At 49.5% G+C, this 12,969-nt stretch carries 11 protein-coding genes and 1 riboswitch; of the genes, 2 read left to right on the forward strand and 9 right to left on the reverse strand.

All coding sequences use genetic code 11. From position 1 onward, the window contains the following. Positions 1-48: 48 nt before the first annotated feature. From PPG34_RS03610 to PPG34_RS03640, 7 genes are all read right to left on the reverse strand, one after another. A complete protein-coding gene (locus PPG34_RS03610) occupies positions 49-867 on the reverse strand; it encodes an ABC transporter ATP-binding protein (RefSeq protein ID WP_313831773.1) in 819 nt (272 codons plus the stop codon). Then, complete coding sequence (locus tag PPG34_RS03615; protein ID WP_313831774.1) at positions 864-1,997, reverse strand: FecCD family ABC transporter permease; 1,134 nt, start codon at positions 1,995-1,997, stop codon at positions 864-866. Before PPG34_RS03615 ends, PPG34_RS03610 begins: the two co-directional genes overlap by 4 nt. A gap of 3 nt (positions 1,998-2,000) precedes the next feature. Beyond that, the gene (locus PPG34_RS03620) at positions 2,001-2,879 is read right to left on the reverse strand and encodes an ABC transporter substrate-binding protein (protein ID WP_313831775.1); all 879 of its coding nucleotides are present in this window, start codon (positions 2,877-2,879) and stop codon (positions 2,001-2,003) included. A 266-nt stretch (positions 2,880-3,145) separates the two neighbouring features. Then, positions 3,146-3,321: riboswitch (cobalamin riboswitch) on the reverse strand. A gap of 345 nt (positions 3,322-3,666) precedes the next feature. Further along, the gene (locus PPG34_RS03625) at positions 3,667-4,227 is read right to left on the reverse strand and encodes an OsmC family protein (protein ID WP_313831776.1); all 561 of its coding nucleotides are present in this window, start codon (positions 4,225-4,227) and stop codon (positions 3,667-3,669) included. Positions 4,228-4,544: 317 nt separating this feature from the next. Further along, on the reverse strand, positions 4,545-6,482 hold the full coding sequence (locus tag PPG34_RS03630) for a sigma-54 interaction domain-containing protein (RefSeq protein WP_313831777.1): 1,938 nt from the start codon (positions 6,480-6,482) through the stop codon (positions 4,545-4,547). Between the two features lie 63 nt (positions 6,483-6,545). After that, positions 6,546-7,028: a hypothetical protein gene (locus tag PPG34_RS03635; RefSeq protein WP_313831778.1), complete on the reverse strand. Its 483-nt coding sequence runs from the start codon at positions 7,026-7,028 to the stop codon at positions 6,546-6,548. A gap of 93 nt (positions 7,029-7,121) precedes the next feature. After that, positions 7,122-7,295, reverse strand: a complete 174-nt coding sequence (locus tag PPG34_RS03640) for a DUF3012 domain-containing protein (RefSeq protein ID WP_313831779.1) — start codon at positions 7,293-7,295, stop codon at positions 7,122-7,124. 364 nt (positions 7,296-7,659) lie between these two features. Between PPG34_RS03640 and PPG34_RS03645 the strand changes: the two genes are divergently transcribed. Next, positions 7,660-7,854 carry a hypothetical protein gene (locus tag PPG34_RS03645; RefSeq protein ID WP_313831780.1) on the forward strand — a complete coding sequence of 65 codons (195 nt, stop codon included), beginning with the start codon at positions 7,660-7,662 and terminating at the stop codon, positions 7,852-7,854. A gap of 185 nt (positions 7,855-8,039) precedes the next feature. Here PPG34_RS03645 and PPG34_RS03650 read toward each other — a convergent pair whose 3' ends face one another. Beyond that, positions 8,040-9,437 carry a TolC family protein gene (locus PPG34_RS03650; protein ID WP_313831781.1) on the reverse strand — a complete coding sequence of 466 codons (1,398 nt, stop codon included), beginning with the start codon at positions 9,435-9,437 and terminating at the stop codon, positions 8,040-8,042. After that, a complete protein-coding gene (locus PPG34_RS03655; RefSeq protein ID WP_313831782.1) occupies positions 9,434-10,681 on the reverse strand; it encodes a multicopper oxidase domain-containing protein in 1,248 nt (415 codons plus the stop codon). The genes PPG34_RS03650 and PPG34_RS03655 overlap by 4 nt, the downstream gene beginning before the upstream one ends. Positions 10,682-10,977: 296 nt before the next feature. On the opposite strand from PPG34_RS03655, the gene PPG34_RS03660 reads away from it, so the two are divergent. After that, a complete protein-coding gene (locus PPG34_RS03660) occupies positions 10,978-12,942 on the forward strand; it encodes a cation:proton antiporter (RefSeq protein ID WP_313831783.1) in 1,965 nt (654 codons plus the stop codon). Positions 12,943-12,969: the final 27 nt, after the last annotated feature.

Genomic DNA, 12,969 nt, shown 5'->3' on the forward strand with positions numbered 1-12,969 from the left:
AAGACCACCCCTGATTGGTGAACAAACATGTGAGAGGTCAATTCCTCCTCACACGGACAACGTCACTCGTGGCGCATGCGAATGCGGATGTTCATCCACGAGGATCTGACACCGGTACACCGGCTCAAGGACTTCAGGTCTAATAACCTCTGAGGGGGTGCCATGTGTGATGATTTTCCCCTGGTGCAATAAAAATAATTGATCGCAGCATTGACTCGCGAGATTTAAATCATGCGAAACCATCACCACCGTCAGCCCACGACTCTGATTCAACTGTCGCAGCTTCCGAACAATATCTAATTGATGGTGAAGATCTAAAAATGCCGTGGGTTCATCCAATAATAAGATCCGGGGATCTTGCGTTAAGGCGCGAGCAATCATGGCACGTTGGCGTTCCCCGCCTGACACCTCGGACATCATGCGATCCGCTAAGGTGCGAACCTCCATATCCGCCATGGCTTGAGTCGCCAGGTGAACATCGGCAGACGAATCCCATCCCCACCCATCAAATGGCTGATGAAACGGAAATCGTCCCATCAGCACTAATTCACCAATGGTAAAGGGAAATACCTGAGACGTCTCCTGAGGCACCAAGGCAATCTGTTGCGCAATCGTTGCCGGCCGCATCGTCCTCAGCTCTTGCCCAAACAAAGAAATCGCTCCGGATTCCGGCTGCAACAGGCCCATAAATAACTTGAGCAAAGATGTCTTCCCCGATCCATTGGGCCCAATGATCCCAACAATCGAACCTGTACGAATTGAACAATGAATATCCTTAAGAGCCCATCCACGATCCTGAGTACGATCATATCGAAAGGACAATCCTTGAACCTCAAAAGCCAAAGACTGATCAGATGTCCTTTTCACAAGGCCACTCCCGCGCGTCGCTTAACCAGTAAATAGATAAAGACTGGTCCTCCAACAAGCGCCGTCACCACTCCTACTGGCAATTCGGTTGGAGCCAACACGGTACGAGCGAGGGTATCAGCAATCATCAGAAATATGCCGCCAACCAAGGCAGAAGCTGGTAGCAGCAACCGATGATCAGCCCCGACGATCATGCGAACGGTGTGCGGCACCACCATTCCCACAAACCCAATGAGCCCGGCAATCGATACCACGGCCCCGGTCATGAGAGCGGCTATCACAAAAATCAATTTTTTCACCCGTTCGATTTCAACCCCTAACGCCCTGGCCGTTTCTTCTCCCATGGTTAAAATGTTGAGCGGTCGGGCGGCCCAAAACAACCACAAGCCACCGACACTTAAAAACATCACCAACCAAGCCAAGGTGGAATATTCGGGAGAACCCAACGTGCCCATCAACCACATCATCATTTTGAAGGCCCGACTGGGATCAGCAATGGAAACAGTAAACATGATCAGCGCGGAAAACAGTGCATTTAGAATCACTCCAGCCAATAACAGCGTATGGACCGATAACATTCGATACGTGATGCTAATCCGATACACCACGAGAATAGAGAGCAGACCACCCACAAACGCCCAAAGCGGCAACACCGAAAGCCCCATCACCGTTCCACCGATACCAAGCAAAATGCCCAGCGTCGCGCCAAAGGCCGCACCACTGGAGATCCCAAGCACATAGGGATCGGCTAACGGGTTTCGCAGCAGCGCTTGCAACGCCACTCCAACGGCAGCCAGCGAACTGCCAACAAGGAAAGCTAATACGACCCGTGGTAGCCGGACTTGCAACAGAATCACTCCGGACACTCCAACGGACTCAACATCTGCTTGGCCTTCTTTTAGAGCCATCCCCAAGGACTGAAGGACAGCGGTCACTCCAAGAGATTCCGCGCCTATCATTAAACATCCCACTCCGACCAATACACTCAGAATTCCCAACACAGAAAGGCTTGTGAGCCAACGAATTGCTGACAAGTAGGTAATAGCTGTACCAGCCGTTGCCTCACCCTGAATTCGCAGGGCATCCGCTGATTGATGAGAAGCCTGGCTATTCACGGGCATATCAGGCATTGATCAGCTCTCTCGAAAAAGTTCAGGATGAATAGCCTTGGCAAGGGATTCGAGGCCTTGCACCAAACGAGGACCAGGCCTGCTGATGAGTCCCCACGGCACCAGGTGCAAACGCTCGTGCTTCACCGCACTCATCGTGGTCCACCTCTTCCATTGTGCCAAATCCGTCTCAGGGGTATTCTGCCCCTCCATCGTGGGGAATAAAATGATCTCCGGATCTTTTTGCAACACCACTTCCATACTCAAACGAGGATAAGCATTTCCCGCATCCTTTGCCACATTGTCTCCCCCAGCAAGTTCTAAAAGCTGATGAATGAAACTCCCTTCACCAACAGTAATGAAGGGCTGTGGATAGACCACATATAAAACGCGCGGCTTCGGTAACGAGCGCGTTTGTTCCGCAATACCCTGAATCTCTTGTCGCATGTTATGAGCCAGGGTATTGGCCTCTGGAACTCGTCCCAACATACGCCCCAGCGTCTGGATATGAGAATACACATGCTCCAAGGATTTGGCTTCTAAAATAAACAGCGGAATCTTGAGTTGTTGAAGGGTTTTTAGGACATCATCCCGAATGACTTCCATGGCTAACACAAGGTCAGGCTCTAAGGCCAAAACCCCTTCAAGGTTGGGACGAGAATCCCCTACCACCGTTCGGGTCATCGCCTCTGGTGGATAATCACAAAACTCCGTGACTCCGACCACGGAGTCTCCCGCCCCAATAGCAAATAAAATTTCCGTAATACTGGGAGCCAGGGATACCACCCTCTTGGGAGTCTTCGCTAAATAAATCTTCCGCCCGGTATCATCGACAAACGTCCGAGGGGCCACATTGGCCATAAACGGCATGCCGGTAAGAATTCCTTGTTGACGACGCTTCATGGCAGTTGAATCATCGGAAAAACCAAAAAAAGGGCTACTTGAAAATAAGATAAGCAGAGTCAGAGGCAGGCTTGCAAGAAAAAGGCGCAGAACACAATGCCGTTTTCCAGAAAAGGAGAAGCGGAGCGGATCATGACCACCAACCATAAAAAAATCCCCAAGGCCTTAACGACCTTGAGGATTGCACCCGCGTCTTCATCCTCACCCGCTCCCCAGCCCCGAGGGATCGAAGGTCGTGAATCCCGTGTCCACATAAAAAATGGAACACAGCATTCGTAGCTCGGGTAGGTCTTCTGGCTCCTGGATACTAACCTACTTCCCGCGCCTTCCCATCAAAACCGTGGTAGTGACAGTGGCCTCTGCGGGGTTCGTTTCCAGTTACAGCGGCGGGACCGCGAAGGAGTTACACCTTCTTCCCTGCACCCGTGCTCTATTTGTCAATGTTAAGGCAACACTCTAGGGAAGCAAAAATATGTTGTCAAGCAAGACATGACCTCGAGCAAGAGAAGAATCAACAACGAAAACCTCCCCGGCATATTTTGTGTAGCTGCACGATCTCATCGTGCCCTCTTCGGCCTTTTAAATGTTGGGGAGAAACCAAACTAGAGGCGGCATAAGATTCCGCGGCAACAAAGTGCATATAATATCCAAATTCCAAGAACGGCAAACCAATAAGGTTAGAGTGAACGGAAGGACGGCCACACTTTAAAAAAGAAAAAACTCTGACTGTATTCAGATGAATACAGCCAGAGCCCAGCTCTATCGGCAAGAAAGTTTCTGTACGCCCTTACACCGTTTCGACCGAAACAGTTACAGGAACGGGGTTCGACACAATGTCAAACACCGGGGATTGATTGCACAATTCACGAAGCAATTCAGGATCGGCATCGGACTTCACCTGAAATTTCACATTAATGTTTTGATAGCCTTTGCGGACATCTTTCGACAGCCCTAAAAACCCATGCAAATCAATATCCCCTTCGAGCTTCGACTCTACGCCCTCGATTTTAATCCCACGCGCGGCCGCATGATACACCAATGAAGTCGTCAAACAGCTAGCTAACGAATGCAGTATAAACTCAGCTGGGTTCGCCCCGTTATCACTTCCCAACAACACCGGAGGTTCATCAGCATCGAGTTCAAAGGGCTCCGTCCGCGTGGCGTCTTCCTGGCCTGCCCCATAAAACTCCTTAATGGTTGAACGATTGTGTCCTCCAGAGATCCATTTGTTCGTAGCCCGAAACGTAAATTTGGCGATTTCTGGCGTTTGTTGTATCGCATCAATCGTAGTTTCCAACTGACCAACATCCACGCCGTTGACTTTTGTTTGTTTAATCACCTGTTCCATGGCACATCCTCCTTTTGAAGGGTTAATTATTTGTTTGAAAAGTAATTGATCTGCGACTTGGCACATGGCGGGCCAGGTTTCAGATTTTTGGGAATCTCTGGAACGAAAACTGCCATCCCAGTGCTCAATGTTGTGTTCATCACTTCGCATACGAATTGATTTTGCACACCATGTGCCATTCTTTTATTTTTCAATATTTATTTATACTTTCAATGAGTTATATGTAAATCAATTCAATCAACCATTTGCGAATTTTCGCAATTTGCGAATTTTCGAAAAAGAAATTATGCCATTTTTCAAAAAGGAGAAAGAGAGAATTAGGAAGGGCGCTGAATACCCAGGGTTTTCATTCGAGAGGCGAGTGTCGATTGATTCATGCCGAGAAGTTTGGCAGCTCCGTTTTCTCCGGAAACGCGGCCATCGGTGACTTTTAACGCGCGAAGGATATTTTGACGTTCGATTTCTTGAAGCTCTTGTACTGTGTGAATTCGGTCATTGGAAAGTGCCACCGTCGTCCCACCTTGAATACCAGTATCCTTCTTTTGTTCAGGCAGGGCTCGCTCTAAATTCAGCTGGCCATTGATCGAAGTAATGACAGCGCGCTCAATCACATTTTGCAATTCCCGCACATTACCTGGCCAGGAGTAGGCTTGTAAGCGTTGCACACAGTCGGCGGATAACGGTTGAATTGATCGCCCCATTTGCTTAGCGAATTTTGTGGCAAAGTTTGAGGCGAGAAGTCCGATATCCTTGCCCCGTTCTCGTAATGGAGGCACGGTAATGGGAAAGACATTCAACCGATAATACAAATCTTCTCGAAATGTCCCGGCCTTTGCTTCTTTTTCCAAATCACGATTGGTAGCAGCAAGCACACGCACATTCACTTTGCGTGTCTGGGAACTCCCTACTGGATCGAACTCTCCCTCCTGCAACACCCGAAGCAATTTGCTTTGTAGATCAAGTGGCAACTCACCAATTTCATCTAAAAATATCGTCCCACCATCGGCAAGCGTAAAGCGACCATCACGTTTTTTTGTCGCCCCCGTAAAGGCTCCTGGCTCATGCCCAAAAAATTCGCTTTCAATGAGCGTGGCAGGAATGGCAGCGCAGTTGACTTTAACGAAAGGTTTGTCTTTTCTCCGACTAGCCGCATGAATCGCTCGAGCCATGACTTCTTTGCCCGTACCCGTCTCACCTTGAATGAGCACAGTGGCTTCGGTCTCGGCGACTTGTCTAATGTCCCGTAACGTCCGCAGTAATGCCTCACTTTCCCCAACGATGGAGTCAAAGTGTTGGAGTTCCTGCAATTCTTTTTTGAGATATTCTGCTTCTTCGGTAAGCGTGCGGATTTTTTGTTCGGCTTCTAAACGATCATGCACATTTCGCAGAATAAGGGTGTGAAAGGTTTGGCGGTGGACTTGAAACCGGGACAAGGTCGCTTCAGCTGGAAATTCATTGCCATCAGTGCGCAGAGCCGTGAGGCCTCCGGGAATCCACAAATATTGTTGGTCAACCGGATGGGCATCTAACTCCTCGATTAAGGTCTTGACGCGAGCCCGATCTCCGATGGATAAAAACTTGAAAAAGGGTTGCCCTTGCATATCCGTCATTTTACAAAGAAACACTTTTTCAGCTGCGGGATTGACGCGAGTCACACAGAGAGTCGAGTTAAGTTCAATGATGGCATCCATCGCGCTGTCCACTAGGCGCCCGAGCTTTTCTTCTCGTTCCCGCACCTGGGTTTCCGCTTGAAGACGTTGAAGCTCTGCAGCTGCCCGCGCAGCAAAAATTCGAAAAAGCGCATGGACGCGCGGCTCATCCGGAATAGGGCGCCTATCCAACACGGCCACATGCCCCAACACCGTCCCGTCGACATCCAAAAGCGGGGCCCCCAAGTAACTGACGGCCTTGGCTTTAATTAGATCAACTTCATCGGGATAGATCGACAATATATTATCCGGAAAATGAACGAGCTCTTTACTATCAATCGCTTCTCCACAGGGAGTCCCGTCGATCGGCGTTTCATAGCCATGAATCCATTCTCCCCCCATCCAAAATGCCAAGGCTTTCAATCGTCGGGTCTCGGGAAAATATTCCGTGACCCAAGCACCATGTGTACCTAATGCCTTTGATAAATTTTGTACCAGCGCCTGAAAGAACCGCTCCCCAGTTTCCGTAGCAGTTCCTTCCAGGATTGTGTGGAGCGCAGCTTCCTCATCCAGATCATGGATGGGCAAAGGTTGATCAGATTTCATGGAATTAGATTACTACAAATGAAAGGGAAAAGGCACGTGGACAGGCAAGGATAGACACAGGACTTAGGATAGAGTTCGCTCTTCGAATTCAGCTTCTTGAAACGTGAGAAGCTGCTCGGTAGCGACTTCCCACGATTGATTAACCAGCTTACTCCAGACCATGTTCAACGAAAAACAGGGTTCCGTTCCTCCAGTTTCATTCACACGAGTTCCAGCGATTACTTCCACATTTTTTATAGGCCATTCGCAGGATTTCCTCGAACGTAAATCGAGACAAAAGTCTTGGACATTTCTAAAAAATCCCCGCACGATTCGATCATGCGGCTGGGTCCCCTGGCCATAATTGTAATGCGCGATATCAATGCGAACATCGAACTGACCGGAACATCGATGAGCGATATCCGTCACCTCCGGCCCGTTTTTTGTAAAAACATCGTGCGATCGAAGCAGGAGTTTATGGATAAACCCATCGTGGAACCCATTGAACCTCTCCAAGATTCTGGCCGAATCTTCTTGGGTCCTGAGATATTCCACAACACCGTCCACGATCTTTCCCAAATTTAAAGAGCACTATGAACAACTGAAATCTCGCCATGAGTGCCGAAACTAAAAAGCTACCTGAAGAATTTCAATCAAGAGTTATTTCCCTAGATCCAACAAACAGTGCTTAGCAAAATCCGCAGCTTCAGTGGCCGTCCAATCTCCTTTGGGTTTTTCTTTCATGCTTTCACACCAGGCTGTGCTTCCCACTTCCGGAGAGCACGCCCCCAAGAACACCATCATCACGAACAAACAGATCTTCATGCCACTCATGGTCCATTTCTCCTTATATTGTGAGAACTCCCGCGACATTCACCGAAGGTCGATTCTGCCAGAGGCTAAGGTGAATTGAGGAGTCATGGTCCGTATACCCATCAGGGAAATTTGTCAATTTAAGACCTTTTCCAGGCCAATCTTCGGACACATCTCTAGGGCCTACCTCGGCATTCTACTACCATATCTGGTAGATCACACCAGTTGACCTACCACATTTGACAGGCCAATATCCCAATGCTACCTTCAGAAGGAAGGGTTCACATTCAATTTTCTCTGGAATCTACGGGGAAAATGGGGGTAATAATCCCATTCCGCCCCGGTCGAACCTAGGCCCACGAAAAACTGCTCAGAGAGGAGGATTATGGGAAGACCATCAAAAACGACGGCTGCCAAACGAAACCGGGAACGCGCCTTGCAGATGAAGCAGCAGGAAAAGCAAGAAAAAAAGGCGTATCGAAAAATCCAAAATGAAGAACAGCGTCCTACGACCCTCGAAGGGGAAGATCCCGATTTAGCCGGACTCCACGTCGGCCCACAACCCCCACCATTCGACTAGACCAAAGCCTTCACGGGTGCGAGCAAGGCCTGTCCGGATCTCCCATCTTGCCCTCAAATTAGACTCGAGCCTCTTCCTCACGAAAATTAAGGGGAATTGTTCTTCCCAATAGCTGTTGGAATACGGCACTGATCTCTTCATTATCCTGTGTGCAAAATTAAATCAGCGCATCATCATCCATCATTCTAGTGATGAATAAGAAAAGCGGACCCATTCGCCATTTTCTTCTCGGCCTCCCCACCTAGAGCTACCTGCAAGGCAGATTCCGTCAGCCGGTATTGCCGAAGAGCATGCAAATACCCACGACGAGCGTTGAGATTTCGCTGTCGTGCTTGAATGAGATAAATGCTATTGAATTGCATCGACGCATAAAACTGCTTCACATAGTTTTCCGCCTGTTCTTGAACTACTAACATATTTTTTCGAAATAATTCGACATGAGTATCATGATAGTTCAATTCCGCTAATAACCGTTTCAATTCGAGTTTGGCTGCAAATTCGGTAGCCACCATCCGTTTCTCTGCCTGACGGACTTGAAATTCCGCGCGTGCGATCCCACCCTGGTTTTGATTCAACACGGGGATCTCTAAGGCAATCACCAACCCGGGATTGTCAACTTTTCCCAATGACCGCGTATAGTTTCCTCCAAGTCCCACGTCGCCAAAAATTTTTGCTTTTTGCAAGGATAGCAATCGCTGGGATTGAGTAATTTGCAACCGAGTCAAGGCTAAATCGACTCGTTGGTCCTGGGCAAATGTCCACGCTTGATCAAGGGAAATATCGCGATGCGGGATATCCTCCAAATTTCCCTGAATGGGCACATCCTCAGACAAGAGAGGGTCCAAGCCAAGGGTTCCCAGCAGTTGCGCGCGCGCACGCTTGAGTTGGGCCTTCACCGAAGCCAATTCCAATTGGGATTCATACAGCACATTCTGGGCCAAAAAAATATCCAATTGGTTCACGAGTCCTGACTCAAACCGAATTTGTACTTGCTCGAGGGTCGCCTCAAACAACGAGACGTTTTCCATCACGAAGGCATAAAGAGCTTGTTGCAGCAGCACCTCATCAAACGCATTCCTGGCATTCGCCGCCGCCTCAAGAATTTCCTGAACAATCAGATTCGTGGTGCGCAACACTTCTACAGTTGCCAAATTTCTCCTAAGCGGAACGTTCCATAAATCCGAAACGAGAAACAACACATCGCTTTCTGTGTTGATCACTGCTCCAGGCATTCCTCCTGGAAATCGAATCAAAGATCCAAGTCTTGGATTCGTATAAAGACCCGCCTGAATAAGATCAGCCTTGGCCATTCCCAGCATTTCAAATTGGACTTGCAGTTGGCGGTTATTGATTAAAGCCAAACGCACGGCTTCCTCACGAGTCAACCCATCCTGAAGTAATTGCTGAACCGTCTCCTGTGTCCAAGCCACATCTTCTGGGGTTTGCTCCCAAGCCACGGTCTCTCCCGTTCGTGACAATGCCTCCTGCGAGACCTGTGAAAACTCTTCATCCACGGTCACGGTGGCACAACCACTCACCAATACCCATCCGCCAAGGAGGAGCAGCAACCGTTGTTTTTTCATGGTTGGCCCTTTCGAGAAACCTGGGCAGGATGCTGCCACACCCCATCAGGATCTTTGGGAATCACGCGTACCAGGGTAAACATGCCGCCATGGGGAGCCACCCCCATCGGCATGTCCGCCATCGCATTCATCACGTGATGCAATCGATGACAATGCAATCGCCACACCCCGGGATTCCACGCGACAAATTCTACATCACGCGTCGTTCCTGGCGGAACATTTACCGTAGCTCCAGGCCATTGCGCATTCTCAGGAATCGGCCCCCCTTCAGTCCCGACCACATTCCAGGTATACCCATGGATATGGATAGGATGGCTTTGCATACTAAGATTGCCAAACCGTAATCGGACTCGATCACCCTGCTGCACCGTGATCACCTCGATACTTGGCGCGGCCTTGCCATTAAACGTAAACCAATTAAAATCCATTGACACAATATTTGGATTGGGGTTACCCGGAGCAAACGTCCACTCTTGCATCAAAATGGCAATCTCTTTATCCGGTTTATTCAAGGAAGATTTGGGATGCACCACGACGAATCCCCCTAACCCCAGCGCGTCCTGCTTCATCACGTTGTACCCCGTGTGATACATAAACGTGCCGCTTTGATAGAGCGTGAACTCATACACATGGGTCCCGCCCGGTGGTGTCGGCGCTTCGGTCACCCCGGCGGCACCATCTTGGCCATTCGGAACTTCCAAACCATGCCAGTGAACGGAGGTAGGCTCAGGTAATTCATTTTTAAACATCACGCGAATGGTATCCCCTTCATTCGCTTCAATCGTTGGACCAGGCATCGACCCGTTATAACCCCAGACAACCCCACTTTGGGACGTGCTCTTCATATGGGAAGCCATATGTCCAAATGCCCGATTCATCAAGGGAATTATCGATTCATCCATCGGCTGCCCATCCGTAAATTCATGCTCCATAGGTTGAGCAATCAGTGTGAATACTTTGACATCGCCATCCAGCTCGTATCCTAACGCCGGAACATTGAGTGTATGCACGACGCCACGCTGCTGGCCCATAGACGGCGGCGGTGGGGAGTATGATTTCCCACGCTCAATTCGAGGAGAAGAACTTTGGCCAAGTCCCGTCATCTTCCCCTCAACACTCGGCCCCTTGGGGTCATCGTCATGGGGTATCCCCAAGTCATGGGAATACCCTGGCGTCGTTAAGCCCCCGCCACTCAGCCCTAGGACCAGAACCGCTGACATCACCCTGGTCATTCGATTGGTCATGATCTTCCTCAAATTACGAATCATCCTTAAGTTAAAATGGTGTTTCCTTTTGGCTTTTTGCTCATTTGAACATTACCCAGACAAATACGGTAACACTCCTTATTTTCTATTCGATTCCTACATGGGACTTATGTCAACGTCGAATATCAATCCCCTCAGTCCTCTATACAGACGGCAACATTTGGGTTACATTACACGGGATCATTTGAGGACTCCTCCACAGAAATACCGCCGGACGCCTCATCGCGCCGGTTGCGCCCATCTATTCACCTACGTGATCTAAGAATTTCTTTTTCATGGAAACAGCCCAGGTTGGTTTTACAATTGCCATTGCGTTGGCTGCCGGTGTACTTGCTCAATCAATAGCTAGGCAATTGCACATCCCTGGCATTTTGCTGCTCCTCGCAGTGGGATTTGGCCTCGGACAGAGCGGCCTCGCTTGGATTGATCCCAATACCCTTGGAGCCGGACTCTTCGGGATCGTGGATTTTGCGGTTGCCATCATTCTCTTTGAAGGTGGACTGAACCTTGAAAAATCCAGACTTCGACGCCAAGAACTTCCCATCCTTCAATTAATTACCATCGGGGCGTTGGTCACCCTCTTCGGCAGTTCGCTTGCCGTCAAATTATTTCTCGGTTGGTCCTGGTCCTTGTCTCTTCTCTTTGGCAGTCTCGTGGTTGTTACTGGGCCAACGGTGATTGCGCCGCTCATTAGGGACATGCGGCTTCGCCCCAATCTTAAAACGATTTTAGAAGCCGAAGGAGTGCTCATCGATCCCATTGGAGCCGTCCTTGCCATTTTAGTGTTGAATCTCACCCTAACCACGCAGACGGCTACCGTGGTTCATGAAATGGTAGATCTCACCTATCGCTTGGGATTCGGCATTCTGATGGGAACGTTGGGGGGATTTCTATTGGGAGGTATTTTAAGTGTCCGATACCTCGTTCCCTCAGGCTATACGAATATTTTTACACTCGCCACAGTCTTTCTCCTCTTTCACGCGTCAGACCATTTTATTTCCCAAAGCGGCATCTTGGCTGTGACCGTAGCCGGTATGGTCGTCGGCAACTTACGCACTCCAGTCGATCGAGATCTCCGCGAGTTTAAAGACCAACTCACGATTCTCCTCGTCGGTATGCTCTTTATCCTTCTGGCGGCCGATGTGCATTGGGAAGACGTGATGGGGTTAGGGCCAGGGGCCTTGATCGTAGTGGGGGCGTTAGTTTTTATTATCCGCCCATTGAACGTTTGGCTTTCAACGAGGAATGCCTCCCTGTCCTGGCAGGAACGAGCATTCATCGGGTGGGTCGCCCCACGAGGTATTGTCGCAGCAGCCATCGCGGCGCTCACCGCCGGAGTGCTAGAGGAACGAGGAATGGAAGGAGGGGCCGAGCTTCGCGCTCTTGTCTTTTTAACTATTGCCCTGACCGTTGGACTGGCCGGACTCACGGCCCGCCCCATGGCATCGTTCCTCAAACTTCGTCTCGGCAAACGAGACCGTGTGGCCATTTTGGGTGTCGAGGGACTAGGATTAATGCTGGGAAAAGAGTTTCGTGAACGTGGCGTCAATGTGATTTTTTTTGATTCCGATCCCAAACGATGTAGCGAGGCTGAAAAAGAGGGATTTCCCGTGGTGTTTGGTGATGCCCTTCAAGAACGCACTCTCCTTCGAGCGCAATTGGAATTTGTTGGAACCACCATTGGGGTCACCACCAATGAACATTTGAATAGTATGTTTGTTCAACAAGCCCATGCCCTTTTTCAAGTTCCCCAAGGGTATGTGTCATTAGAACCATTCGATGGAGAAAAAATTCCTGAGCACCTTCATCCCCATGATGGGAAGGTATTGTTCGAACGACCTCATGACATCGAACGCTGGGCCGTGCGTATTCGGCACCATGATGTAACCGTCGAACATTTTCTCTTTCAACCAAAAACCGAGCCTGACGAGGTGTCAACGGATAGTCCGGAAACCGAGACTCTAGTCAAACCCACCAATGGCAATGCGGAACGTTCAGTGATTCTTACCATTATTCGGAAAAAGACGATCGTCCCTATGCACTTCAAGTTTGAACTGAAAAATCTCGATCTCGCCACAGTGGCTATTTACAAACCCGAACGAGAACAGGCCCTGGCTCACCTGGCCAAAGCCGGCTGGACGGTCCCGACCCCACTAATATTAGAAGAGTTGCTTCCCCAACCACATCCTCCATCACCTATCGAACCGTCCCATACAAGGCCATCGACTTTACCATCATAAAACAGTTGCGATTGAAGAGTTCTTCTC

The organism is Candidatus Nitronereus thalassa, assembly GCF_032191465.1.
Lineage (GTDB): Bacteria > Nitrospirota > Nitrospiria > Nitrospirales > UBA8639 > Nitronereus > Nitronereus thalassa.